We start from the raw sequence: 25,145 nt of genomic DNA on the forward strand, positions 1-25,145 counted from the left end.
ATTTAGCTACATTGCTTTTAATTTTTCAGAAATATGGAAGTAACAATTAGGCAAGAAAAACAAGAAGATTATAATGAGGTCTTTAAGGTAATTAAAGCATCATTTTTGAACGAATCTAATAGCGATCACCAAGAACAATTTCTTGTAAATCGCATACGTAATTCTTATGCCTTTGTTCCTGAACTTTCTATGGTAGCCGAAGTGGATAAAAAAATTGTTGGCTACATTATGCTTAGTGAAATTACCATCCAAAACGACAAAAATAAATTTCCTGCGCTTGCACTGGCACCGGTCGCAGTGCTTCCAGAATTTCAGCACAACGGTATTGGATCCAGCTTATTACAAACTGCGCATGATAAGGCTAAAGAACTTAAATATGAAGTTGTATTAGTTTTAGGTCACGAAGAGTATTATCCAAGATTTGATTATGAGCCAGCTATTAATTTTGATATACAGGCTCCTTTTGAAGTTCCAAAAAAGAATTTTATGTTGAAGGAATTAGTCCCGAATGCAGCCAAACACATTTTTGGTATTGTTGTTTATCCTGAAGAATTTCACATTTAATAAATCAAAATATAGTCATTGATTGCAATTAATAATACTTTTTCAAACTTTTAGTAATTTGTCGGTTCTCTTTTTGTAGTGTGGTATTTTAATTATCCAATATCACCTGTCTATCACGTAAGTGGTCATTTTAGCAATCTTATCTCCTGCCTGGCAAAATTCGTAAACATCACAAAAAGAAAAACTTAATGATTCACCGTTTGGAGTCTTAATTTTCATATTGCCATTTACACATCCCTTGTTACCATGGCTAATAACATCTACAAGTTCAAGATCATCGGTTACATGGCTCTCCATTTCAAGTAATTCTTCAGCAAAGCTTTCCTTACCTTTAACTTCTTTTTTACCAATCATAATCCAATGAAAATCCTTAGTAATATGATCTAGCATAAACTGATTATTTCCGCTAGCAAACGCCTTATTAAAATCTATTAAGAGTTTTTCTTTTTTATTTTCCATTTTCTAATGGTTTCTGTGAAAGATGTTTCAAAATACTATAAATTTTTAAAATACCTAAACCGAAATTAGTATTCAGTCATTTTAATAGTTTAAATTGCTATAAAACACAACAAGACCTATAAATGGAAGCTTTGCAGACAAATCCCGGAAGAAATCTAGAAACCTATAGAATTCTTTTTATCATAAAAGCTGTCTTAAATTTAGCTTTTACGTTATTTGGGCTTATCTACATTATTATTGGCTTTGTGATACCTTCACAAGCAATGCCAGATCATTTTTTTAACTTATTTAATGTAGTGTTTTTTATAGCTGGTGGTGTGTTCATCCTTTTATCTATAATACTAGCCGTTATCACCTTTTTGGCTGCAAAATATTTGAAAGAACGCAAAAATTGGAGTTTTATAGTTGCTGTTTCCGTAGTGAATTGTTTAACTGGTGTTTTAGGAATTGTACTTGGAATTTTGACCATTATTGAATTACAAAAGCCTGAAGTAAGAGCGATTTTTGATACCAGTAAATTTAAAGAATAAATTATGAAAAAATGGCTTATAGTAAGTTCTAGCCTTGTTATAATATTGCTAATCCTAGCCTTTACGACCACAAATTTAGGGACACATATTTATAATTTTGCTGAAGTTTATGCCGATGAAGCGCTTCATGAAAATGCCATACATTTAGCCAACCAAAATGAAGAAGTGAAAAACAAATTCGGAAAAATAGACATTAAAGATAACCTGTCACTTTTGAATGGCGATGTTCAATATTCAGAAAATCATGAGAAGGTTAGTCTCACATTTAAAGTCACAGGAACTAAAGCTAATGGCGTAATGGCTATTGAGGCACATCGACAAAATGAAGCATGGCAATACGATCGTATTCAGATAAGAACTAAAAATTCTGTAAAGGTTACCATTGAATAAAATTGCGGTTGGATTTAAAATAATCTAATCTAATCTATCATTGAGATTTAAATAAACCCAGACTTGTCTCGTACAAAAAATTATTGTTCAAATTAATGATTATCGGCATTCCCTCTAAATAGTCTATTTTGCTTGGAGATTAAATAAAAAAGCCATTCCTAAGAATGACTTTTTTACTTGTTTTAAATGCGATGATTATCTATTAACAGACACTTCTAGCAATTCGCAATCATCAGAGCTTATTTCAACTTCATTATTTTCTGCAGGAATTAATAATGTTTGCCCCTGCTCTATTACTTCAGTATTTCCGGCAACACTAATAGTCGCTTTACCACTTACCGCCATATAAATTACAAAGCTATCGACATCAGAATAATCTTTGGTAATACTGCCTTTTACCGGTAAATAGTTTGTGGTAAAATATTCACAATCGGCAATATTAGAGGATTCATTAGGAGTTTTATCATACTCCATTTTAAAATCGTCTTTCTTCTCAAAGTCAATTGCATCTATAGCCAAAGCGGTATGTAATTCTCTTGAATTCCCTTCATCATCAACTCGGTCCCAATCATATATTCTATACGTAATATCTGAAGTTTGCTGAATTTCAGCTAAAAGAACGCCTGCGCCTATGGCATGAACTTTCCCTGTATTTATAAAGAAGCTATCTCCTTTTTCAACTTTTTCAAAATTCAATACCTCAGTAATCTTACCTTCTTCAAGATGTTTTATATAATCTTCTTTGCTGATTGTTTCTTTAAAACCTACATTAATATCGGCATTGTTATCGGCTTGCATAATAAACCACATCTCTGTTTTTCCAAAACTATTATGGCGCGTTTTAGCAAGGTCATCATGAGGATGAAGCTGAACTGACAGCGCAGTTTTAGCGTCGATATATTTTATAAGTAAAGGAAATTCTGCACCAAAATCGGCATAAACTTTGGCTCCTAAAAATTTATCTTTGTACTCTTCTAGCAGCTCATTTAATGTTTTTCCTTTAAGTGCTCCATTTTCTACGACAGAGATATCCCCTTTAACTCCTGAAATTTCCCAGCTCTCACCAAGATTTTTAGCATCTGAATTTTTATTAAGAATGGTGGCTAATTTTTCACCTCCCCAGATTTTCTCTTTGAGAATAGGTGTAAATTTTATCGGGTAATTAAGCATTTTGATATTTGTTAGAATTTAATTCAGGCTAAAAATAAGGAAAAACTTTAAGAATGCATTGTAATATGATATTTTCAAATTTTAGCATAAAAAAAATAAAACCACTAACTATTTGTATTTCAGCATTAAAACGATCCGATTAAATAAAAAGCTAATTTTTCTTAAAAAAAGGCTTGTTTTAAAATAAAAAGAGATTATATTTGCAACCGCAAAAATGGTCTCGTAGCTCAGCTGGATAGAGCATCTGCCTTCTAAGCAGACGGTCACAGGTTCGAATCCTGTCGAGATCACTTTTTAAACTATAATTAAGCCGAAATATTGCTAATCTTACGATTTGTAATGTTTTGGCTTTTTTTTTGATGCAATTTTATTCTACACAAATTACCCTGATTCGGTTAAATTCCCTCAACTATTTTTTTAAAGCCATGACCGCTAAAAATCCTATATAAAAGAATTCTACTAAAACAGAAAAGCTACAAAATCAATTTCCTAACTCCTATGTTTCCGCGATATCGGTAGATTTTACGAATAAAGCAGAAGTAAACAAACTTTTAGAAGAACTTACCGACATTGATATTTTGATTAATAATGTCGGAATTTTTGACATATCTAACTTTGAAAATATTTTAGATGATGACTGGTATAAATATTTTGAAATTAATGTAATGAGTAGTGTTCGCTTATCAAGGCATTTATTCCCACAAATGCTTACCAAGAAATGGGGCCGAATCATTTTTATAAGTAGTGAATCAGGTGTTAATGTACCACCAAATATGATTCATTATGGAATGACAAAAGCTGCCCTCTCGGCCGTTGCGAATGGGCTATCAAAATTGACTAAAGGCACAAAGGTTACAGTTAACACAGTTTTAGGAGGGCCAACGTATTCTGATGGTGTCGCAGAGGTGATTGAAAAAATTGCTGGCGCCCAAAACATCGAAATAGACGACATGAAAAGTTCAATCATTCAACAATCAAATCCACACATCTTGTTACAGCGATTTATAGACCCTAAAGAAATCGCAAATTTAGTATCTTATTTATCCAGTCCTTTGTCTATCGCCACAAATGGAGCATCTTTAAGAGCAGATTCAGGAGTGCTAAAACCATATAGGTACTATCGAAGAGCAAATTTTAAAATTACGGTTTGAGCGTAAATTCCAACCGGAATTTCTAATTGAGCACTTGCAAATTTGGAAGAAAGTTTAGTATATCCAGAACTGCGTTTATAAAAAAATTGACGGCAATGCTGCTCTATCTAGAAATTTGGCAATAAATTTTAATTATTATAACAAAAAAAATCAGAACTGAAAATTGATAAACTGAATTTTCAATCTCAACATATTATATCAAATATTTCAAACAGTCATTAGCCTACCTAAAACTTTAATCCAATTATGAAACATTCCTATAACCCATTTCTTCTAGCTCTAAAAGCCCGAAACCTGACCGTAGAAATTCATCATCATTCAGCGTATCAGATTGTACTGTCTGACGACCTGCCCAAGTTTTGCGTCTCAATCAAAAAAGACTATTTCGATTTGAACCGGGCGATGTCCTGCTACCCTACTCACTTTTCTAAGTCCTTATTAATCTTAAATTGAATAGCGTAATTATCAATAAAAAATAACAGCAATATGGCTCTAAAGAAAGTAATTTAAAAACAGAATAATATGAGGCCATTAAAATTGATACGAATTGATTATTATATGGTATTGATTGCTTACGTTTCAACCTTAATTGTGCAAAATGCAATTCAAAAGGTCGACAAATTATAGTTTATTGAGAAATGCTATTTGAATAATATGATTCTATATTAGTTCAAATTCTCCTTAAATATCTGTATCAAATTACGCTAATTTGCTGGAGTTAGTTTTTGGCCTTAAGCTTAAATATCAGTTTACTTTTTCTATTCTATAATTTTAACACTTAATCGTCTTCCATAGAAACGACTAATTAATTATTTTTATAATCTATAAATCAACATTTTATGACGTAAGATTATGAACAAATCGATAACACTTATTCCACTTATCCATCGTGGAACAAAGCAAATTGCTATAAAATTTGGAAATGACAGCAAGACTCGATCTTTTATCAAGTCTTATAAAGCTATAAAATGGTCCCAATCTAAGACTACATATTACGTTCGTTATTCTCCTTTACAATTTATCGATTTAAAGCTTTATTGTCTAAATGCGGGATTCGTGCTAAATAGAGAGGCTTTTAAGAATGAAGAAATTCCTGAATATCTTTATGATGCAATAAAGAAGAATCCTGACGAAAAACCAACAATGAAGAAATTATATAAATCCTTACCAAAAGAACATCGTGCTTTACTTAAAGACTATATTGGCTACTTACGTGGCAAAAGATTAAGCGAAAGCACTTTAAAAAGTTATGGCTTTTTTGTATTAAGGTTTATAGATTTATTAAAAAATAAAGCCATTGATGACTTCGCTAATGTTGATTTGGATTATTTTATGACCAACGTATTGGCAAAAGAAAACTATAGCATTAGTAGCCATCGGCAATGCGTTAGTGCTTTAAAATATTTAACTGAATTTTGTAATGTTGAAAAATTTGATGCCAGTGAATTTAACCGCCCCAAGAAAAGTAAATATTTACCCATTGTGCTCTCTGATCATGAAGTATTAAAACTGATACAAGTTACACGTAATTTGAAACATCGAGCAATTATTGCCTTATTGTATTCTGCCGGTCTTAGAATTGGAGAGTTAATTAATTTAAAGGTAAGCGATATTGATTTCTCTAGAAATGTAATTCATATTAAACAGGGAAAAAATAGGAAAGATCGTGTGGTTAATTTGAGTGAAACTGTAAAACCACTTTTGAATAATTATTTGATGACTTATGAGCCTAGAAATTTCTTAATTGAAGGAAGGGATAATAGTGCTTACACCCCTAGCTCTGTTAGAAATTTTCTTAAAATAAGTTGTAAACAGGCGGGTATTTTAAAACGAGTAACTCCACATACTTTAAGACATAGTTACGCGACACATATGTTAGAAAACGGAGTTGACATTCGATATATTCAAGAATTATTAGGTCATTCTAAACCAGAGACAACAATGATTTATACCCATGTAGCCCAAAAAGATTTGAATAAGATCAAGAATCCTTTAGATTTGGCTATAGAGCGTATAACAAATATCACAAATAGAGACGAAAAAGTGTTGATATCCGGAAACTGAATCGGATAAAAGCGTATTTTTATGATGATATAACGAGTTGTGAGCAATAAGCGCGGCTTTTACACCGATAAAGGAGTATTTTCTAGAATCAAAAAAGGACGTAGCCTTTCGGAAGTGTGAGAGTTGGGGAATGCAATTCCTCAACCCAGGCTTTTCGATGAGATCGTATGAAAGTGCACTTTCAAATACGAGCGAACTCGTATAAAAGCCTGAGTTAAGGTAGTGGATTTTTTTGACAAAATCAAGTACCTTAATCACAGTGGAGAAAGGCTACGGACTCCCCTATTTCCCTTTGATCCTAGAATTTTGACAATAACAGCACATATCAGTCCCGACCTTGATAATGTGCAATTATTGTCAAAAACATTCCCTTTAATGATTGCGCCGCCCTTACTCCGTAATTTTTTGAATAGTTGAAATAGAAGAACTTTAAAATATTTAAAAAGGCTACTGCTAAGGTCGGTTCAAAAAATTACTGCACACAACAGCGGATCATCGAAAATAGCCAAGTAGAGGCCTATTCGAAAAGTTTTACTATTTTTACTCAAAACGGTGATAACAAACTAGCCAGTAATGTAATGGCTACTTTCGATATCCGCAGACGTTGTGTGCAATAACCTATAAAAGATGGAACAATTAATTGAAATTTTAATCCTATCTATTCTTCCAACAATATTTGCGTCCTTAATCACACTATATATTACAGAAAGAGTAAAAGGAAGTATAAGAAATAAATTTGATAAAAAGATTGAATCAGTCAAGAACGGTTACAACACAGAATTGGCCAGATTAAATGCGGAATTAGATTTAATAAACAATCAGAATAATTTTAAATTCTCGAAGCTTCACGATAAAAGATTTGAAATATTAGAATTGCTTTATAAAGCATTAAATAGAAAATTAAAAAATCTACAAAAGTATATTTCGCCCGTAAAATATAAACCTGAACATCAAACATTTGAAGAGTACGAAGATGAACTTTATAAAAATTATTATGATAAACATAATGAATTTGTGACGCTCTTCACAGACAATAAAATCTTTTTAAATGAAAAGATAATTGAATTGATTGACTCTTATTTAAAAGAAGAGTTAGAAATTTTCCACTCATATTACGAAAATCAATTTCTGACTAGAGCTGGTGATCGTCCAAATGCAGAAACAAGAATGAAAGCTTTTACAGCTTATAAAAAAGTACCGGAAATAATATCACCTATTCTTAAAGAAATAGAAAACGAATTCAAAGAAATATTGGAACGATAGGTTACAGCACACAACAGCGGTTCATCTCAAATTCCGGGTTTTACAAAAAAGAACTAAATTAGATTCCTAACAAAGTAAAGCGTTAGCCGACAAGTCCGCGTCCCAACGCCCGCAACTTGCGATAACCGCAAACCGTTGGCAAACATATCGGAAAACCTGAAAATTTAGCAAGCACAAATTAATTCAAAAAGTAAAATATAAAAAAGACTGACCTGACATACTTACTGACCGATTTATGATTTTATTCGAGCATTTATTTATTGTTATTAGTAGGTTTTACATTAAAACCTGGAGTAAGTATAAAAATTGGTGGGTAAATGTTAGATATGGAATTTCAGTTCTCTTTTTGTTTAATTTATTGACAATACTAGCTATTACGGATAACAGCCTGAATAAAATAACATTTATGGCGATTTTTATAATTTATTACCTAATAGTTTCTTTGATAAAACCAAAATTAAATGACAAAGAATTTGTGGAAAATTATAAAATGATTGAGGTTTGGAGAAAACTGTCACTTATATACATATTTGGTTCAATAACGGTTTGTGTTTTGGCTTTTTGGATTTTTGTTGTCGGAATTTAATAAATACGTTTGCCAACATAGTATATAAAAAATTGCTAGTTTTAGCTAAACCAATGTCAGTTGCTCGTTTGCTAGCTTCTGATTTTCCTTCGGAAAATCCTTGCACACAAACACGCAACTTTCCATATACATAAACGTTGTGAGCAATAAGCGCGGCTTTTACACCGAAAAAGGAGTATTTTCTAGAATCAAAAAGGACGTAGCCTTGCGTAAGTGTGAGAGTTGGGGAATGCAATTCCTCAACCCAGGCTTTTCGATGAGATCGTATGAAAGTGCACTTTCAAATACGAGCGAACTCGTATAAAAGCCTGAGTTAAGGTAGTGGATTTTTTTGACAAAATCAAGTATCTTAATCACAATGGAGCAAGGCTACGGACTCCCCTATTTCCCTTTGATCCTAGAATTTTGACAATAACAGCACATATCAGTCCCGACCTTGATAATGAGCAATTATTGTCAAAAACATACTACGGTTAGGATTGCGCCGCGCTTACTCCGTAATTTTTCGAATAGTTGAAATAGAACAACACTAAAATAATTAAAAAGGCTACAGCTAAGGCCGGTTCAAAAAATTACTGCACACAACAGCGGATCATCGAAAATAGCCAAGTAGACGCCTATTGGAAAAGTTTTACTATTTTTACGCTAAACAGTGATAGCAAACTAGCCAGAAATGTAATGGCTACTTTCGATATCCGCAGACGTTGGCAAACATTTGAGAAAACCTATGATAAGACAATTTACACTTCTGATTTTATTCACTTTAATCCTAACAGGATGTTCGAGTACGAAGAATCTGAATTTATGGACAAAACAATCGAAAATCGGAGAAGTAAAGAAATTTGAATCTGAATTAAATCCCGATTTAGAGTTTTTAGAAATGAACGTTAGTCTGTCGGAAAGCATATTTCCGAGAGTAAAGGAATTTGATATGTCAAAACCGCTAATTGTCCGTAGAGAAAAAACAAGTTTACTTCCAATTTACGCGGAATATTTTTACTCAAAACCTGACTCAATTTTAAGATATATTAGTTATGATTGGGAAAATAATCGTTACGGAAATTACAACGACAAGAAAAAAGATTGGGAAAAACAAAGCACCAAACTGACTGAATATAATGCGGAATATGAACGAATTAAAAAGCAACTAATTAAGGAATTTAATCAACCCATTAAACAAGACGATGGAACACAAGAAACGAAATCTGATTACGGTGGACCAGATTATTTGTCTCGGAACACAATATGGGAATCGGACAAAAGGTTTATGAAATTAAATATGATTTTCGGAGCATCAACATATCGAATCCGACTATATTATTATTGGAAATAAAAACGATTTGCCAATAACTAAGTATTCGGCCCGCCGATAGGCCAGGGCTGAATATCTTGTTGACGGATCCGTTTCCTCCTTTATGGGGAATACCTTTTTACCCTGTATTATTCTGGAATTTTATTGGGGCAGATGAGCCACAATTTTTGTTGAGTTTTTTAGGCTCCAACATTTTTCTAGTTACTTAAATCTAGTTACGTATCGATTAGCCTCCTTTTCCGGTCCCTTTTTGAATAAATCCTTGGCTTTAGGACATAACTCTCCCGCCCCGCATGGTGCAGGCCAGTTTTTAAAAGCTATTAATGGATAAAAGTAGTTTTCTCCATTTATCTGGCGGTCCACGCTTATCGAAAGTTAGAGCGGTGACTAGTTTTCCCTTTTTGCAACTTGGACATTTGCCCAAGAGCAATGGAGGCTTTTTTTCGACAGGTTTTACTGGCACCCCTGCAAGGATATTTTGTAGGGCCGGTAGTTTATGCTTTTTCCAACTGCTGCTTAGGATGCCGTAATGCCTTATCCTTGTAAAACCTTTGGGCAGTACGTGCAGTGCAAATCGGCGCACGAACTCACGGGTATCCAGTATTAGTTGTCCTTTTTGGCCCGCTTTCCTGTAGTCCTTAATCTGGAAGGTTACCCTCCTTTGGGAGTTGTTTATTTGTTTTATCCGGTGATTGCTTATTGCGATCTTATGGGTGTAACGGCCCAGATATTCTACTACATATTTTGGGGTGTGGAATTGCTGCTTTGCATAGACTACCCAGTTTTTAGCAAAGAGCTTATCATAGATTTCCTGTGGTATGGCTATCTTTTGCTCTCGAAGCAGTGCACTATATTTTGCGCGGAATACCTTCCCCATGGATTTCACGTTGAACAGGTATTTTCCCTTGTTCCTTGCAGGTTTCCATTTGCCTGACCTCTTTACCGCACCTCCAGGAACAATACAATGCAAGTGCGGGTGCAGGCTCAGGTTTTGGCCCCAGGTGTGCAGTATGGCTATCATGCCCATTTGCCCGCCCAGGTGCTTGGGGTTCTCCCCGAACTGTCTAAGGGTGGACCAGGCCGCTTTGAACAAGCTCCCATAAATTATTTTGGGATGGGATAAAGCAAACGCATTCAGTTCCGAAGGGAGTGTGAAGACTACATGAAAATAAGGAACATTGAGCAGTTCACTTTCCCGTGCCTGTATCCAATGTTCGCGTTTATGGCCTTGACAGGTAGGGCAATGCCGGTTCCTGCAACTGTTGTAACTGATGTGGAGTTTATCACAGCAATCGCACTTATCGATATGTCCGCCCATAGCAGGGGTGCGGCATTTACGGATGGCATGAAGGGTACGCCTGTGCCAGCTCGTAAATGCCCGTGAGGAGATATAATCCTGCTCCATCTCCAGCACATCGGCCACCTTAAGGTGACTGCGCATTATTGAAAAAGGGTATCCAGGGGGCTAAACTTGCGTGAACTCCCAGTGTTGGCAACGTGTAAATATACCAGCGTTGTCTCGATAAAGGCATGTCCTAAAAGTTCTTTCAGGCTCATAATATTGAGTCCTGCCTCCAGCAAGTGCGTGGCGTAAGTGTGACGCAGGCAATGGGCGGTAATAGTCTTGTGGGTATTTACTTTACTTCGGTTCTCTTTGATGACCCATTGTATTGCGGTGGGGGTTATGGGCCGGGGGGCGCCATCATCGGTTACCTGGCTGTTGAAGAGGAAGGTTTTTGGAGATTCCGTTGCAATGTATTTTTTAAGTCCACGTGCCAAGTGCTTGCTAAGTGGCACATAACGGTCTACTTTGCCCTTCTGCTTTTTTACAAAAACAGTCTGTCGGTCAAAGTCTACATCGCAGAGCCGTAGGGCACAGAGTTCATAGCTCCTTAGTCCACACCCATACAGCATCCCCAGGATCAATCGGTGTTTGAGATATTTGGGTGCTTTGAGCAAGGTACGTACTTCAGCTTTGCTAAGCACTACAGGGAGTTGGTTCTGTCGCTTTATTTGGGGAAGCTTGACCTGCTTATCATTCAAGCCCAGGATCTTGTAGATGGCCCGCAGGCCGAAAATAGTGTGCTTGAAAAAACTTTCGGATGGGGTTTTGTGCAGGTTTTGGCAATGAAAAAGATAATCATTGATCATTTCAGTAGAGAGGGTCTCCGGGCTTTGCTTGTAGTGCAGGCCCAGGTGAGCCAGGCATCGCTTGTAGTTGTTCAGGGTACTTGCGGCTTTCCCATTGATCGAAAAGCTCTTACCAAGTTGTAAGCATAGGTTTTCAAAGCCAGGAACTTCTGCGATAGCGGTCTCTACTATCGTTTTACTTTTTTTTATACATAACGGTAAATTTTAGTTTATCTTAAATATAAGAATTGTTGTATTTTGGCTTAGTAAGCTTCCGACCGGTAGGGAGGATTCGTTCAACACCGTATAAAATTAATTGCTTGTGCAAGCCTACTTACGAAAATCCTCTCGGATTTTCTATTCGGTTTGTATTTGCTAAATTAGGTGCTTAAACCACGCAACTAATCTTATACAAACACGTTACACACAATATTAAATGACAGCTGAAATAGGAATATTAAATAAAACTAGTGTTGTAATTGCAGCCGATAGTGCAGTTTCAATAGGAAACAATAGAGTTTATCAAAACGCAAATAAACTTTTTAAAATAGGGCAAAATATTCCAGTTGGTATTATGATATATAACAACTCAACTTGGATGGGAATTCCTCTTGAGATTATTATTAAAAGTTATTCTAAGCAATTAAATGATAAAGAATTTTCAGAACTAAATGATTACACAACTGACTTTCTTACCTATTTAAAATCAGAATACTCGGCATATCTCAATGAAGATGATTCAAAACAAATTATAAAAGACAGATTATATCAATTACTAGATGAATTTTCCACACACTGTATTGGAGAATTAGAAAAATCGGATAAAAAAAATAAAACAGAAGAACTTGAAAAAATCTTTTATGAATCATTAGAAAGTACTACTAGTGAACCTGATTCATCAAAAAAAATGGCTGATTTTAAAGATTATGAATTACAAACTTTTAAATCAGAATTTAAAAAAATTATCAACGAAATACTGCCAGGATTCTATGCAAGTATAAAGCTTCCAAGAAAAGCTAAATATACCAATCGTATTTACAAAGCCTTATTTTATGAATTAATTTATGAAATTGATATTGAAGAAGATTTTACAGGAATTGTATTTGCCGGATATGGAGAAAGTGAAATTTATCCAAATATAATTGATTTAAAAATTGGTGAAATAATATCAGGTAGATTAAGATATAATAAACCTATTCTTAGTTCCATCTCTAATAAAACAAGTGCTATAGTTTCGCCATTTGCCCAAAGAGATATGGTTGACACTTTCTTTAGGGGATTAGATCCTATGCTTTCAAATGAATATAAAAAAATAATATCTCAAGAACTTAAACTGTTGCAAAATAAAATAGTAGATAAATTCAAACTAAATAATTCCGATATTCATTCATTCTTCAATACAGCTTACAATCATATAAATAGGAAGTTTTTTCAAAAGGCTATCGAAAACTATACTAAGCCAATAATTGAGACTATCCGCTATTTAAGAAAAGAAGACTTAATAGAAATAGCTGAATCATTAATTAATATAACTAGTTTAAAAGAAAAGCAACAAATAAAGTTCAATCTGTCGGCGGACCAACTGATATTGCAATTATTACAAAATCAGAAGGTTTTATATGGATAAAAAGAAAAGATACTATAAATAAAAAACTCAATACATAAAATACTGTGTGTAACACCGTATAACAACAATTGCGGCTTTGTGTCCTGCGGACACAACCGCGCAAGCATAAAAGTCGGTAATTTTAGCTATCTTAGTTTTTAATCAATCCGCAACTGATTGTTATACAAGACCGTTATGTACAAGTCAAGCAAAATATCATAGAAATATTAAATAATGAACAAACCTTATTACCTTAGTCTTATTACCTCAATTTTATTTGTTTCAATTTTCACTTTTCCAATTTCAGCTCAAAATAATAATGAAAAAGAACTTATTGCTGGAGAAAAAATTGACAAGATTATTTCTGCATTAGACAAACATACTTATACTGTTGAATTAGAAAATGGAATGGCGATAGTTGGAGAAGTTCTTCAAAAAGAAATAGACCTCGTGATTGATGTCTATAAACCAAATGGTGAACTTCTAGAACAAATTGATAGTCCAAACGGAACAAGTGGAGTTGAACCTATTGACATCACTTCAGTTGAATCGGGAGAATATAAATTGATAGTTCATACTCTAGATAAAAGCGTAAAAAAAGGAGCATACACTTTGACTACTAAAAAAATCTTAAGTTTATCAGACAATACAAAGCGTATTACAAAAAAAGAGCTTCCTACAAACACATTGTACAACTTATGGGAATCTTCGCTAACTGATAAAAATGCCATAGATACCTTCATCGCCAAGCAAACAGACCAACATATTATAGAACCAATTGAAGGGAATGATAGGGATATGTTGGTTACATACTTTTGCATACCTAATGATAATACTGAGTATGTAATGTTAAGTGGCGGTCCTGATTTTTTGGGATTAAGATTTCAGCGATTGCCAAACTCAAAACTTCATTTTGTAACGCAAAAAGTTCCTAAAGACGCTCGATTCAATTACGGTTTCAATTATTTCAATCTAGATAAAGCTGGCCCTAATAACGAAATTGAATCAAGGAATATAGAGCACACTTATGATGGGACAGTCGAGATGCCAAATGCACCCAAGCAAATTTACATTAGTGAAAGAGAAAATGTAGCTAAAGGAGAAGTAGTACTAAATTCAATTAAAAGTAAAATTTTAAATGAAGAAAGAAAAATCACAATACATACACCAGCCAATTATGATCAAAAACAGGCACATAATTTATTAATAATATTTGATGGAGAATCCTATGGTGCAAGATTAAATCGAAGGTCAAGAATACCAACACCTACAATTATGGATAATCTTATGGCAGACAATAAAATAGAACCTACTGTAACGGTTTTAGTTTGGAATCTTGGAAAGCGAGGTAGGGATTTAATTAGTGAAAATTTTGGAGATTTTATTGCAAACGAACTTATTCCTTGGATTCGTTCAGAATATAATATCGGCTCTAAAAGAAACAATATTGTTCTAGCAGGTTCTAGCCGAGGAGGTTTTGCTGCTAGTTTTATTGCATTATATCACTCAGATGTCATAGGAAATGTTCTTTCGCAATCTGGTTCCTATTGGATAAAAGGGACTGATAATGAAAATCATTGGATATATCCTGAAGATAATGGTAAACTCATAAATGCATATATGAACAGTGAACGACTGCCCATAAAATTCTATATGGACGTAGGACTATATGATGCAGGAGCTTCTATGCTAGGAATGAATAGACAATTTCGCGATATTCTTAAAGTAAAAGGATATAATGTGGATTATCAAGAATTTAAAGGAGGACACAATTATTTAAATTGGCGTGGAACTCTTTCTAACGGATTAATATCTTTGATTGGAATAAAAGAAGAATAAAAACGGATAAAGACCTGTACATAACAACGATTAATCGCAAATAGCGGCTTTTAGATAAAAAAGTGTAATTTTAGAATCAAAGCAAGAAAAGATTAAGCCGACAAATCCGTGTCCCTTACTCCGCTACTTGCGATAATCGAAACCGTTGGCAGCAATCTATTAATCTTACATTAGGCTACAAACTTGTGTTATTCAGCTACTTTTAACTATTCAAACCTTGATAAATTTGCAATAAATAATCATTTATAAAATTTATAAAGATGAAAACAGTACTGATAACGGGAGGTAACAAAGGAATAGGATTTGAAACGGCTAAACAGTTAAGTAAGCTAGGGTATAAAGTTTACCTAGGCTGCAGAAGTAAAAATAATGCTTTAAAAGCTGTGAAAAGTCTTAAAGACCAAGGATTAAATAGTGTTGATTGGATTCAGCTCGATGTAGCAGATAGCACTTCAATCGAGCAAGGCAAAATTGAGCTGGCGTCAAAAATCGATTCTTTAGATATTTTAATCAATAATGCTGGTATTAGTGGTATTCAACCACAAAAATTTTCTCATAATAATATCAAAACGTTACGTAATATATTTAATACCAATTTCTTTGGTACAGTTGAAGTTACGCAACAATTCTTACCTTTATTAGAGAAAGCAGAACAGCCAATTATCATTAATATTTCCAGCGAAGTTGCATCCTTAGAAATCCATTCTTCAACAGGCAAAGATCCTAATTTAGAAATTTGGAGTGCCTATGGAGCATCAAAAACTTCTGTAAATGCATTTACAGTGATGCTTGCCAATGAATTAGAAGATAGCTCCTTCAAGATATTTAGCGTAACACCAGGCTATACATCAACCGATCTCAATGATCATCAAGGAACAAAAACCGTGGAAGAAGGCGCCACTCCTATTGTTAAAATAGCTACTGAACCAACTCGTTTTACTTCTGGAAAGTTTTATGGTGATCAGGGAGAAGTTTCTTGGTAAGTTACCTAATAGATTTAATTTTTGGTTCGCTAATAAAATAAATTAGATACTTAAGTTTGTATTTATATTTTGTAAAGGAAAGTATCTAAATGCAGAACATTTGTAAAGTAAAAACCATAGAAGAGTTTCATTCGTTATCGGGTTTAGAAGCTCCAAAGCATTCTTTAGTTAGTATTATTAATTATGCTGGGTTGAATATTTCTCAAAAAGAACGGGATTCGAGCTGGATGCTTGATTTTTATCTTATTGCTATAAAACGTGGTCTGCAAGGGAAAATGTATTATGGCCAGCAGCGGTATGACTGCGATAATGGCATTATGTTTTTTGTAGCACCTAAACAAGTATTTAGCATTAAGCCTGACCCAAGTAGTAATGAACAAAGATCAGGATGGATGTTATTGATTCATCCTGATTTTATCTGGAATACTTCTTTAGCCAAAACAATATCGAAATATGATTTCTTTGACTATGCAATAAATGAAGCTTTGTTCCTTTCAGAAGAAGAGGAAGTAACACTGGAACCTATTCTAGATGGAATAAAGAAAGAATATCAAACGGATATTGACCAATACAGTCAAAACATTATTATTGCTCATATAGAGACTTTACTTCAATATGCTGAGCGTTTTTATAACCGTCAATTTAATACCAGAAAAATAACTAATTATGATATCGTTGAGCGGTTTGAAAATTCATTGTTAAACTATTTTAAATCAGACATCGCCTTGCAAAAGGGTCTACCTAGTGTAGAACTTTTAGCAGAAAAACTCCATATTTCATCTAAATATTTGAGCAGACTCTTAAAAGAAATAACAGGACAAACCCCGCAGCAACATATTCAAGAAAAGATAATTGAAATTGCAAAATTAAAATTATCCACCACAGAAGACTCGGTAAACGAAATAGCCTACAATTTAGGATTTACACATCCTCAATCATTCCATAAACTATTTAAAAGGAAGACGGAACAATCTCCTCTTCAATTCAGAAAAACTTTCTTTAAATAATTATATTTCTGTTCCTTCTACAAAAAAGACAGCTGCCAACAACGTATAACCGCAATTACGGCGGATTCGACTGCGTCCGAATCCACGCGTAATTGCTACCGTCGGTGCTTATCCGAAAAACATTAAATTTAATCCCGTAACTGCGGTTATACGAACCGTTGTGAGCAATAAGCGCGGCTTTTACACCGATAAAGGAGTATTTTCTAGAATCAAAAAAGGACGTAGCCTTTCGGAAGTGTGAGAGTTGGGGAATGCAATTCCTCAACCCAGGCTTTTCGATGAGATCGTATGAAAGTGCACTTTCAAATACGAGCGAACTCGTATAAAAGCCTGAGTTAAGGTAGTGGATTTTTTTGACAAAATCAAGTACCTTAATCACAGTGGAGAAAGGCTACGGACTCCCCTATTTCCCTTTGATCCTAGAATTTTGACAATAACAGCACATATCAGTCCAGACCTTGATAATGTGCAATTATTGTCAAAAACATTCCCTTTAATGATTGCGCCGCCCTTACTCCGTAATTTTTTGAATAGTTGAAATAGAAGAACTTTAAAATATTTAAAAAGGCTACTGCTAAGGTCGGTTCAAAAAATTACTGCACACAACAGCGGATCATCGAAAATAGCCAAGTAGAGGCCTATTCGAAAAGTTTTACTATTTTTACTCAAAACGGTGATAACAAACTAGCCAGTAATGTAATGGCTACTTTCGATATCCGCAGACGTTACCTGCCATTAAAAAAATGAAAACAATAATTAAAATATTCACAGTTCTAGCAATCTTGATTTGTTGTATTTCAGCGGCTAACAAAATAGACTATTCAACTGAGAAAGTTGATTACGGTAAGATGATTGAAGTATATTTGCAGACAAAGAAAATCGAACCAACTATAGTTTTCGATAACGATAAAAGAAATAAAATTAACTTACTAGAACATAAATTTAGCTGGAGAAATTTAGAGAAAGGAATTGAAATTATTGTTGACGGACACGCATTCACAACTTCGAACAAGATGACTTCCAATATAGTTTGGGATTCTGGAGTTGAGAATGTGAATTTTGCTAATTTCTTACAGCAAATAAAAATATATAAAGATGAATCTATTATTGGATTTGTTCTTATAAATAAACCCTGTACTGGACTTGGTTGCAGTATTAATTATCAAATCATTTACAATCTTAAAACAAAAAAGCAGACCTATTTTGGTAGATTTCGATCAGGATTTGAATTTGAACTTTATAACTTCAATTCAGACAATCAAACAGATTTTTTAAGCAAAACATTTTATGGAAGAAATGCTCAAGGAATTGATACAACTGAATTTGTTTTATATAGTCAGACTCAAAAAGGTGACTTTAAAAAATTTGAAACTGAAGAGCAAAAGAAATTTTGGTTTAAACATACATATACAGAATTTCAACTGAATCTTGACAACGATAAATTTGAAGAAAATTGGATAGAGAAAATAAATAAAAACGGCAGGTAACAACGTATATCTTCAATTGCGGTTCTGTGTCCTACGGACACAAACGCTCACGCGTCAAAGTCAGTTCTTTTTACTATCTTTAGTTCTCAAATTCCCACAACTGAAAGATATACAAGACCGTTAGCTTGCATAAAAATTGTTAGCAGTAAAGAATATAAAATTGTATCTTTCGGATTATAAATAATTGAGCCATGTTGACAAAAGCAGTTTTAAAAAAACAGATTGATAGTTTTCCTGAACAATTCTCAATTGATCAACTTGTTGAGAGATTGATCCTAATTGAAAAAATTGAAACTGGAAATTTACAATCAGAAAACGGAGAAATAATTTCGGAATCTGACCTAAACAGAGAAATTGATCAATGGTTCAAATAAATTGGACGCTGCAAGCCAAAAATGATCTACAAGATATTGCCGAATATATCTCAAAGGATTCTAAAAAGTACGCTAAACTTCAAATTTTAAGAATCACAACTCGGACTAAAATATTAAAGTCTCAAATTTATTCAGGAAAAATTACAGAAGAAATAAATCAACAAAATATCCGAGAATTAATCGAAGGAAATTATCGAATAATTTATAAAATAATTAATCCAGATAGAATTGATATTTTAACTGTACATCATTCTGCTCGTGATTTATATAGAAGAAAGATTTGATACCTTACGCAAGCTAACAACGATTAATCGCAAATAGCGGTTTCAGAATAAAAAAGTGTAATTTTAGAAACCAAGCAAGAAAAGGTTAAGCCGACAAATCCGTGTCACTTACTCCACTACTTGCGATAATCGAAACCGTTGTGAGCAATAAGCGCGGCTTTTACACCGATAAAGGAGTATTTTCTAGAATCAAAAAAGGACGTAGCCTTTCGGAAGTGTGAGAGTTGGGGAATGCAATTCCTCAACCCAGGCTTTTCGATGAGATCGTATGAAAGTGCACTTTCAAATACGAGCGAACTCGTATAAAAGCCTGAGTTAAGGTAGTGGATTTTTTTGACAAAATCAAGTACCTTAATCACAGTGGAGAAAGGCTACGGACTCCCCTATTTCCCTTTGATCCTAGAATTTTGACAATAACAGCACATATCAGTCCCGACCTTGATAATGTGCAATTATTGTCAAAAACATTCCCTTTAATGATTGCGCCGCCCTTACTCCGTAATTTTTTGAATAGTTGAAATAGAAGAACTTTAAAATATTTAAAAAGGCTACTGCTAAGGTCGGTTCAAAAAATTACTGCACACAACAGCGGATCATCGAAAATAGCCAAGTAGAGGCCTATTCGAAAAGTTTTACTATTTTTACTCAAAACGGTGATAACAAACTAGCCAGTAATGTAATGGCTACTTTCGATATCCGCAGACGTTGGCAATAATACCAAAACAATCCTAAATAATATAATTCAATTCAATTCTTATTTGTATATTTGCAAAATAAAAGCAAATTTTAAAATAAGATGAAAATTCAAGAATTTAGTTTTGGAAATTTTAAATCATTCAAAGACATCCAAACTTTGAATCTTTCAGCAGCTAAGATAAAATCTAAAAAAGAGGAAATTGATAAAAAAAATGTGATTGAGGGAAAGAATAATGAAAACATCTCTTTCCTCAAGTCGAAAGCAATTTATGGAGCTAATGCAAGTGGGAAAAGCAATGTTATTAAAGCTTTTGTTTCATTCATCCGAATTGTCAGAACCTCTGTAAAAGATGAACAAGTATTAAACTATACTGAACCATTTAGATTATCTACAGAAACCGAAAATGAACCTACCTTTTATCAAATTATTTTTTGGCATAAAAAAATTAAGTATAGATACGGTTTTGAAGCTAATGATGAAAATATTACAGCAGAATGGCTGTTTGGAAAACCTAATGATAGAGAACTTCCGTTTTTCATAAGAGATAATCAAGAAGTTATCGAATTAGATAAAACAAATTTTAGCGAAGGAAACAAATTAATGAGTTTATTAGATGATGACTCAGATGAAAATGAAATTTTCAGAAATAACTCACTATTTTTATCAACCCTTGCTTCATTTGGATTTGGAAAATTATCAAAACAATTAATTGATAGTTTTGCTTCAATTTTTGTGATTAGTGGATTGGGTAATCAAGGTATGTACAGTTACGCTGGTGATTCCTTAAATGATAATAAAAAGAAGAAATATATCCTTGATTTTCTTAAATACGGAGACATTGGAATTGAAGATGTAAATGCTGTTGAAATTTCATCTGACGATTTACCCGAAGATATTGACGAAGATATTCGCAAAGACTTTGATAAGAAAAAACGAAAACTACTTATTTCAACCAGAAAGAAATTTGATAAAAATCTAAATTCTAACGAAACCGAATCATTTCCTTTTGGAGACCACGAATCAGAAGGTACTCAAAAATTATTTGAATTAAGTCCATTTATTTATGAGGCTCTAAAACATAAAAAACCAATAATTATTGATGAGTTTGATGCTCGTTTTCATCCTTTATTGACAAAAAGAATTTTAGAATTATTTAATTCAAATGAAAATACTGGTTCTCAACTTATTTTCACAACTCACGATACGAATCTTCTCTCATCCTACTTGTTAAGAAGAGACCAAATTGAGTTTGTAGAAAAAGATAAGTATGGAGCAAGTCATTTATATTCTTTGGTTAAATTTAAAGGAATTAGAAATACCGCTTCATTTGAAAAAGATTATATTCAAGGAAAGTATGGTGCAATTCCATTTTTAGGAGATTTCAGTAAACTAATTAATTCTGAAGAAGATGCCTAAAAAAACAAAAGCAATAAAGAAAACAGATGTAAAAGCTCAAAAACCTTGGCTTAAAAAAGTTGATGCTTCTTTATATAAAATTGAAGTAGAAGAAACCAAAAAAACAATTTTAATTGTAGGAGAAGGACAAACTGAAAAATTATATTTTGAATCTTTTCCTGTACTAACACTTACTGTTGAAGCAGTAGACTTGAAAGGACAAAGCAAATTAAAATTAATTGAATCAACTACTTCAATAATTGAAAATAGTGAAACTAAATATGATGAAGTTTGGTGTGTTTTTGATATGGACTTTAAACAAGGTGAAAAAGAATTTTCTGATTTTGATAACGCTATTACTAAAGGTAAAGCATTAGGTTATAATATAGCATACTCAAATGACTCTTTTGAACTGTGGTTTTATCTGCATTTCAATTATACAGAGCAGAAACATCACAGAACGTTTTATTATAAGTTTCTTAGTGAAAGCTGGAATTTAAACTATGAGAAAGATGGTAAGGCTTACAAATTTTGTCAAACAATTTATTCTAAATTAGAAAATGACAAAAATGCCTCTCAAGAAGACGCTATTGAACGTGCTGAAAAACTTTATAATAAACAATCTCATTTACCATATCACAAACAAAATCCAGTTTCATTAGTTTATGAATTAGTGAATTATCTGAATGAAAACAAAAGAAAATAAGTACTATTGCCAACAATGGCTATAAGTAATTGCTGGTTCTCGACTACTTCTGAAAATCCTCGCGGATTTTCAGTTTGGTGTGTATTTGCAAAGTTAAGTGCTAAACCACGCAACTACTCATAGCCTAACCGTTAGCCACAATTTGAATGAAAGCAATCCAAACAATATATAAAGGAAGGAGATTTAGAAGCAGATTAGAAGCTAGATGGGCAATCTTTTTCGATGCTATTGATATTGGTTGGGAATATGAAACAGAAGGCTTTCAATTGGGGAAAACTAAATACTTAACTGATTTTAGAATTCAGTCATTTGGTGCTAATAAAGTTGATTTATATATTGAAATAAAACCCAATAAACCTTCTATTGAGGAAATACATAAATGTTTTGAAGTTGCTAATGGAACAAATACTTGTGTTGCCCTGATTTGTGGAACACCTGGTTTACCTGAGTTTTCCAATTTAGGTTCTGATTGGAATTTAAAAAATGGATATGTAACTCTATATTTCCCTTCTGATGTTACTTTAAAAGGTGAAGAAAATAAAATGCCATTTGAATTATGGGCTGAGTCTAATAGATTCTCATTATTTCAAACTGGAGAAGATGGAAAAAACTTAGACATTTGGCCAATATATTGGGATATAGAAGAAAGAGAAGAAAATTTACTTTCATACTCAATGTTGGGAACTGTCAAAAGTGGAGCTGAAAACATTTTTGGACTAAATACTTTTGGCTCGATTATTCCATCAATGTATTTTTCTGGAAGTTCTGACGGACGAACTTGTGACCACGAGAGATTAATATATGGATATCAACTATCTACTTGTGCTAGATTCGAATTTGACGAATTTAACCTCGAAATAATAGATGGTTTTTATCGTGAATTAGAATTGATACCATTCAAGCGTGTTTATTCCAATCCAGAAAATGAATATGCTTTGTATTATAATAAAAAAGATAAAAAGTTTATTGCGAAAGAGAGTAAAGAACCAAAACCTGAAAACAGCATAACTCTAACCAAAAAAGCACCTAAGCTCATAATAAAACAGTTTGTGAAAACTTTTCCTAAAAAGCTAAGAACTGAAAATAATGATATAGTATTTGAATTTTGGAAAGGTTTTTTATTCAGGTACAGAATTAGATTAAAGGATTTGAAATTAAAAAGAGTAATATAAAAACAGTGGCTAATAACTAAGTATTCGGCCCGCCGATAGGCCAGGGCTGAATATCTTGTTGACGGATCCGTTTCCTCCTTTATGGGGAATACCTTTTTACCCTGTATTATTCTGGAATTTTATTGGGGCAGATGAGCCACAATTTTTGTTGAGTTTTTTAGGCTCCAACATTTTTCTAGTTACTTAAATCTAGTTACGTATCGATTAGCCTCCTTTTCCGGTCCCTTTTTGAATAAATCCTTGGCTTTAGGACATAACTCTCCCGCCCCGCATGGTGCAGGCCAGTTTTTAAAAGCTATTAATGGATAAAAGTAGTTTTCTCCATTTATCTGGCGGTCCACGCTTATCGAAAGTTAGAGCGGTGACTAGTTTTCCCTTTTTGCAACTTGGACATTTGCCCAAGAGCAATGGAGGCTTTTTTTCGACAGGTTTTACTGGCACCCCTGCAAGGATATTTTGTAGGGCCGGTAGTTTATGCTTTTTCCAACTGCTGCTTAGGATGCCGTAATGCCTTATCCTTGTAAAACCTTTGGGCAGTACGTGCAGTGCAAATCGGCGCACGAACTCACGGGTATCCAGTATTAGTTGTCCTTTTTGGCCCGCTTTCCTGTAGTCCTTAATCTGGAAGGTTACCCTCCTTTGGGAGTTGTTTATTTGTTTTATCCGGTGATTGCTTATTGCGATCTTATGGGTGTAACGGCCCAGATATTCTACTACATATTTTGGGGTGTGGAATTGCTGCTTTGCATAGACTACCCAGTTTTTAGCAAAGAGCTTATCATAGATTTCCTGTGGTATGGCTATCTTTTGCTCTCGAAGCAGTGCACTATATTTTGCGCGGAATACCTTCCCCATGGATTTCACGTTGAACAGGTATTTTCCCTTGTTCCTTGCAGGTTTCCATTTGCCTGACCTCTTTACCGCACCTCCAGGAACAATACAATGCAAGTGCGGGTGCAGGCTCAGGTTTTGGCCCCAGGTGTGCAGTATGGCTATCATGCCCATTTGCCCGCCCAGGTGCTTGGGGTTCTCCCCGAACTGTCTAAGGGTGGACCAGGCCGCTTTGAACAAGCTCCCATAAATTATTTTGGGATGGGATAAAGCAAACGCATTCAGTTCCGAAGGGAGTGTGAAGACTACATGAAAATAAGGAACATTGAGCAGTTCACTTTCCCGTGCCTGTATCCACTGTTCGCGTTTATGGCCTTGACAGGTAGGGCAATGCCGGTTCCTGCAACTGTTGTAACTGATGTGGAGTTTATCACAGCAATCGCACTTATCGATATGTCCGCCCATAGCAGGGGTGCGGCATTTACGGATGGCATGAAGGGTACGCCTGTGCCAGCTCGTAAATGCCCGTGAGGAGATATAATCCTGCTCCATCTCCAGCACATCGGCCACCTTAAGGTGACTGCGCATTATTGAAAAAGGGTATCCAGGGGGCTAAACTTGCGTGAACTCCCAGTGTTGGCAACGTGTAAATATACCAGCGTTGTCTCGATAAAGGCATGTCCTAAAAGTTCTTTCAGGCTCATAATATTGAGTCCTGCCTCCAGCAAGTGCGTGGCGTAAGTGTGACGCAGGCAATGGGCGGTAATAGTCTTGTGGGTATTTACTTTACTTCGGTTCTCTTTGATGACCCATTGTATTGCGGTGGGGGTTATGGGCCGGGGGGCGCCATCATCGGTTACCTGGCTGTTGAAGAGGAAGGTTTTTGGAGATTCCGTTGCAATGTATTTTTTAAGTCCACGTGCCAAGTGCTCGCTAAGTGGCACATAACGGTCTACTTTGCCCTTCTGCTTTTTTACAAAAACAGTCTGTCGGTCAAAGTCTACATCGCAGAGCCGTAGGGCACAGAGTTCATAGCTCCTTAGTCCACACCCATACAGCATCCCCAGGATCAATCGGTGTTTGAGATATTTGGGTGCTTTGAGCAAGGTACGTACTTCAGCTTTGCTAAGCACTACAGGGAGTTG

General features: G+C 34.3%; 25 protein-coding genes and 1 tRNA gene. 20 read left to right on the top strand and 6 right to left on the bottom strand.

All coding sequences use genetic code 11. From position 1 onward, the window contains the following. The first annotated feature begins 33 nt into the window (after positions 1-33). Entirely contained in the window at positions 34-564 is a 531-nt protein-coding gene (locus PBT91_RS09275; protein WP_270058207.1) for a GNAT family N-acetyltransferase, read from the top strand. A gap of 102 nt (positions 565-666) precedes the next feature. On the opposite strand, the gene PBT91_RS09280 is transcribed toward PBT91_RS09275, so the two are convergent. Beyond that, positions 667-1,023 (bottom strand): nuclear transport factor 2 family protein, encoded by a 357-nt coding sequence (locus PBT91_RS09280; RefSeq protein WP_270058208.1) that lies wholly within the window; start codon positions 1,021-1,023, stop codon positions 667-669. A gap of 122 nt (positions 1,024-1,145) precedes the next feature. Here PBT91_RS09280 and PBT91_RS09285 point away from each other — a divergent pair, with 122 nt between their 5' ends. Together PBT91_RS09285 and PBT91_RS09290 are read left to right on the top strand one after the other, a co-directional pair. After that, complete coding sequence (locus PBT91_RS09285; protein ID WP_270058209.1) at positions 1,146-1,553, top strand: hypothetical protein; 408 nt, start codon at positions 1,146-1,148, stop codon at positions 1,551-1,553. A 3-nt stretch (positions 1,554-1,556) separates the two neighbouring features. Further along, positions 1,557-1,943, top strand: coding sequence for a cytochrome c oxidase assembly factor Coa1 family protein (locus PBT91_RS09290; protein WP_270058210.1), 387 nt, complete (start codon positions 1,557-1,559; stop codon positions 1,941-1,943). A gap of 195 nt (positions 1,944-2,138) precedes the next feature. On the opposite strand, the gene PBT91_RS09295 is transcribed toward PBT91_RS09290, so the two are convergent. Next, entirely contained in the window at positions 2,139-3,113 is a 975-nt protein-coding gene (locus PBT91_RS09295; RefSeq protein WP_270058211.1) for a type I phosphomannose isomerase catalytic subunit, read from the bottom strand. Positions 3,114-3,329: 216 nt separating this feature from the next. Here PBT91_RS09295 and PBT91_RS09300 point away from each other — a divergent pair. The 6 genes from PBT91_RS09300 (at position 3,330) to PBT91_RS09325 (ending at position 9,510) form a co-directional block, all read left to right on the top strand. Next, positions 3,330-3,403: transfer RNA gene (locus PBT91_RS09300), tRNA-Arg, on the top strand. Positions 3,404-3,622: 219 nt separating this feature from the next. Beyond that, a complete protein-coding gene (locus PBT91_RS09305; RefSeq protein WP_270061446.1) occupies positions 3,623-4,264 on the top strand; it encodes an SDR family NAD(P)-dependent oxidoreductase in 642 nt (213 codons plus the stop codon). An 852-nt stretch (positions 4,265-5,116) separates the two neighbouring features. Beyond that, positions 5,117-6,328, top strand: coding sequence for a site-specific tyrosine recombinase/integron integrase (xerA, locus tag PBT91_RS09310; RefSeq protein ID WP_270058212.1), 1,212 nt, complete (start codon positions 5,117-5,119; stop codon positions 6,326-6,328). 627 nt (positions 6,329-6,955) lie between these two features. Next, a complete protein-coding gene (locus tag PBT91_RS09315; RefSeq protein WP_270058213.1) occupies positions 6,956-7,591 on the top strand; it encodes a hypothetical protein in 636 nt (211 codons plus the stop codon). Between the two features lie 1,264 nt (positions 7,592-8,855). Continuing rightward, positions 8,856-9,023: a hypothetical protein gene (locus PBT91_RS09320; RefSeq protein ID WP_270058214.1), complete on the top strand. Its 168-nt coding sequence runs from the start codon at positions 8,856-8,858 to the stop codon at positions 9,021-9,023. Between the two features lie 85 nt (positions 9,024-9,108). Next, positions 9,109-9,510 carry a hypothetical protein gene (locus PBT91_RS09325; protein WP_270058215.1) on the top strand — a complete coding sequence of 134 codons (402 nt, stop codon included), beginning with the start codon at positions 9,109-9,111 and terminating at the stop codon, positions 9,508-9,510. Between the two features lie 289 nt (positions 9,511-9,799). Here PBT91_RS09325 and PBT91_RS09330 read toward each other — a convergent pair whose 3' ends face one another. Both PBT91_RS09330 and PBT91_RS09335 read right to left on the bottom strand, forming a co-directional pair. Beyond that, complete coding sequence (locus tag PBT91_RS09330) at positions 9,800-10,930, bottom strand: IS91 family transposase (protein ID WP_443089620.1); 1,131 nt, start codon at positions 10,928-10,930, stop codon at positions 9,800-9,802. After that, positions 10,930-11,475 carry a tyrosine-type recombinase/integrase gene (locus PBT91_RS09335; protein WP_270061448.1) on the bottom strand — a complete coding sequence of 182 codons (546 nt, stop codon included), beginning with the start codon at positions 11,473-11,475 and terminating at the stop codon, positions 10,930-10,932. The genes PBT91_RS09330 and PBT91_RS09335 overlap by 1 nt, the downstream gene beginning before the upstream one ends. A gap of 27 nt (positions 11,476-11,502) precedes the next feature. Here PBT91_RS09335 and PBT91_RS09340 point away from each other — a divergent pair, with 27 nt between their 5' ends. The 11 genes from PBT91_RS09340 to PBT91_RS09390 all read left to right on the top strand — a co-directional run bounded on the left by PBT91_RS09340 (position 11,503) and on the right by PBT91_RS09390 (position 23,169). Further along, on the top strand, positions 11,503-11,763 hold the full coding sequence (locus tag PBT91_RS09340) for a hypothetical protein (protein ID WP_270061489.1): 261 nt from the start codon (positions 11,503-11,505) through the stop codon (positions 11,761-11,763). A 292-nt stretch (positions 11,764-12,055) separates the two neighbouring features. Continuing rightward, on the top strand, positions 12,056-13,246 hold the full coding sequence (locus PBT91_RS09345; RefSeq protein WP_270058216.1) for a hypothetical protein: 1,191 nt from the start codon (positions 12,056-12,058) through the stop codon (positions 13,244-13,246). A gap of 213 nt (positions 13,247-13,459) precedes the next feature. Then, a complete protein-coding gene (locus tag PBT91_RS09350; protein WP_270058217.1) occupies positions 13,460-15,064 on the top strand; it encodes an alpha/beta hydrolase in 1,605 nt (534 codons plus the stop codon). Positions 15,065-15,324: 260 nt separating this feature from the next. Then, a complete protein-coding gene (locus PBT91_RS09355) occupies positions 15,325-16,047 on the top strand; it encodes an SDR family NAD(P)-dependent oxidoreductase (protein ID WP_270058218.1) in 723 nt (240 codons plus the stop codon). Between the two features lie 89 nt (positions 16,048-16,136). Beyond that, on the top strand, positions 16,137-17,054 hold the full coding sequence (locus PBT91_RS09360) for a helix-turn-helix domain-containing protein (protein ID WP_270058219.1): 918 nt from the start codon (positions 16,137-16,139) through the stop codon (positions 17,052-17,054). Positions 17,055-17,797: 743 nt separating this feature from the next. Further along, positions 17,798-18,541, top strand: a complete 744-nt coding sequence (locus PBT91_RS09365) for a hypothetical protein (RefSeq protein ID WP_270058220.1) — start codon at positions 17,798-17,800, stop codon at positions 18,539-18,541. 191 nt (positions 18,542-18,732) lie between these two features. After that, positions 18,733-18,915 carry a hypothetical protein gene (locus PBT91_RS09370; RefSeq protein WP_270058221.1) on the top strand — a complete coding sequence of 61 codons (183 nt, stop codon included), beginning with the start codon at positions 18,733-18,735 and terminating at the stop codon, positions 18,913-18,915. After that, positions 18,903-19,199: a type II toxin-antitoxin system RelE/ParE family toxin gene (locus PBT91_RS09375; protein WP_092540706.1), complete on the top strand. Its 297-nt coding sequence runs from the start codon at positions 18,903-18,905 to the stop codon at positions 19,197-19,199. Before PBT91_RS09370 ends, PBT91_RS09375 begins: the two co-directional genes overlap by 13 nt. A 796-nt stretch (positions 19,200-19,995) precedes the next feature. Beyond that, the gene (locus PBT91_RS09380; protein ID WP_270058222.1) at positions 19,996-21,312 is read left to right on the top strand and encodes an AAA family ATPase; all 1,317 of its coding nucleotides are present in this window, start codon (positions 19,996-19,998) and stop codon (positions 21,310-21,312) included. Next, positions 21,305-21,997 carry an RloB family protein gene (locus PBT91_RS09385; RefSeq protein ID WP_270058223.1) on the top strand — a complete coding sequence of 231 codons (693 nt, stop codon included), beginning with the start codon at positions 21,305-21,307 and terminating at the stop codon, positions 21,995-21,997. The genes PBT91_RS09380 and PBT91_RS09385 overlap by 8 nt, the downstream gene beginning before the upstream one ends. 146 nt (positions 21,998-22,143) lie before the next feature. After that, a complete protein-coding gene (locus tag PBT91_RS09390) occupies positions 22,144-23,169 on the top strand; it encodes a hypothetical protein (RefSeq protein WP_270058224.1) in 1,026 nt (341 codons plus the stop codon). A 288-nt stretch (positions 23,170-23,457) separates the two neighbouring features. On the opposite strand, the gene PBT91_RS09395 is transcribed toward PBT91_RS09390, so the two are convergent. Both PBT91_RS09395 and PBT91_RS09400 read right to left on the bottom strand, forming a co-directional pair. Then, positions 23,458-24,588, bottom strand: a complete 1,131-nt coding sequence (locus PBT91_RS09395) for an IS91 family transposase (RefSeq protein ID WP_443089621.1) — start codon at positions 24,586-24,588, stop codon at positions 23,458-23,460. After that, positions 24,588-25,133, bottom strand: a complete 546-nt coding sequence (locus tag PBT91_RS09400) for a tyrosine-type recombinase/integrase (protein WP_270061433.1) — start codon at positions 25,131-25,133, stop codon at positions 24,588-24,590. The genes PBT91_RS09395 and PBT91_RS09400 overlap by 1 nt, the downstream gene beginning before the upstream one ends. Positions 25,134-25,145: the final 12 nt, after the last annotated feature.

Source organism: Zunongwangia sp. HGR-M22, assembly GCF_027594425.1.
Classification (GTDB): Bacteria; Bacteroidota; Bacteroidia; order Flavobacteriales; family Flavobacteriaceae; genus Zunongwangia.

What these genes read in the sequence shown, in the direction of transcription:
- PBT91_RS09350 (WP_270058217.1), top strand. Translation starts at nt 13,460, where the DNA reads ATGAACAAACCTTATTACCTTAGTCTTATTACCTCAATTTTATTTGTT.
- PBT91_RS09330 (WP_443089620.1), bottom strand. Translation starts at nt 10,930, where the DNA reads ATGCGCAGTCACCTTAAGGTGGCCGATGTGCTGGAGATGGAGCAGGAT.
- PBT91_RS09355 (WP_270058218.1), top strand. Translation starts at nt 15,325, where the DNA reads ATGAAAACAGTACTGATAACGGGAGGTAACAAAGGAATAGGATTTGAA.
- PBT91_RS09365 (WP_270058220.1), top strand. Translation starts at nt 17,798, where the DNA reads ATGAAAACAATAATTAAAATATTCACAGTTCTAGCAATCTTGATTTGT.
- PBT91_RS09375 (WP_092540706.1), top strand. Translation starts at nt 18,903, where the DNA reads ATGGTTCAAATAAATTGGACGCTGCAAGCCAAAAATGATCTACAAGAT.
- PBT91_RS09360 (WP_270058219.1), top strand. Translation starts at nt 16,137, where the DNA reads ATGCAGAACATTTGTAAAGTAAAAACCATAGAAGAGTTTCATTCGTTA.
- xerA (WP_270058212.1), top strand. Translation starts at nt 5,117, where the DNA reads ATGAACAAATCGATAACACTTATTCCACTTATCCATCGTGGAACAAAG.
- PBT91_RS09385 (WP_270058223.1), top strand. Translation starts at nt 21,305, where the DNA reads ATGCCTAAAAAAACAAAAGCAATAAAGAAAACAGATGTAAAAGCTCAA.
- PBT91_RS09345 (WP_270058216.1), top strand. Translation starts at nt 12,056, where the DNA reads ATGACAGCTGAAATAGGAATATTAAATAAAACTAGTGTTGTAATTGCA.
- PBT91_RS09395 (WP_443089621.1), bottom strand. Translation starts at nt 24,588, where the DNA reads ATGCGCAGTCACCTTAAGGTGGCCGATGTGCTGGAGATGGAGCAGGAT.
- PBT91_RS09315 (WP_270058213.1), top strand. Translation starts at nt 6,956, where the DNA reads ATGGAACAATTAATTGAAATTTTAATCCTATCTATTCTTCCAACAATA.
- PBT91_RS09320 (WP_270058214.1), top strand. Translation starts at nt 8,856, where the DNA reads ATGGCTACTTTCGATATCCGCAGACGTTGGCAAACATTTGAGAAAACC.
- PBT91_RS09325 (WP_270058215.1), top strand. Translation starts at nt 9,109, where the DNA reads ATGTCAAAACCGCTAATTGTCCGTAGAGAAAAAACAAGTTTACTTCCA.
- PBT91_RS09290 (WP_270058210.1), top strand. Translation starts at nt 1,557, where the DNA reads ATGAAAAAATGGCTTATAGTAAGTTCTAGCCTTGTTATAATATTGCTA.
- PBT91_RS09370 (WP_270058221.1), top strand. Translation starts at nt 18,733, where the DNA reads ATGTTGACAAAAGCAGTTTTAAAAAAACAGATTGATAGTTTTCCTGAA.
- PBT91_RS09280 (WP_270058208.1), bottom strand. Translation starts at nt 1,023, where the DNA reads ATGGAAAATAAAAAAGAAAAACTCTTAATAGATTTTAATAAGGCGTTT.
- PBT91_RS09275 (WP_270058207.1), top strand. Translation starts at nt 34, where the DNA reads ATGGAAGTAACAATTAGGCAAGAAAAACAAGAAGATTATAATGAGGTC.
- PBT91_RS09285 (WP_270058209.1), top strand. Translation starts at nt 1,146, where the DNA reads ATGGAAGCTTTGCAGACAAATCCCGGAAGAAATCTAGAAACCTATAGA.
- PBT91_RS09390 (WP_270058224.1), top strand. Translation starts at nt 22,144, where the DNA reads ATGAAAGCAATCCAAACAATATATAAAGGAAGGAGATTTAGAAGCAGA.
- PBT91_RS09380 (WP_270058222.1), top strand. Translation starts at nt 19,996, where the DNA reads ATGAAAATTCAAGAATTTAGTTTTGGAAATTTTAAATCATTCAAAGAC.
- PBT91_RS09295 (WP_270058211.1), bottom strand. Translation starts at nt 3,113, where the DNA reads ATGCTTAATTACCCGATAAAATTTACACCTATTCTCAAAGAGAAAATC.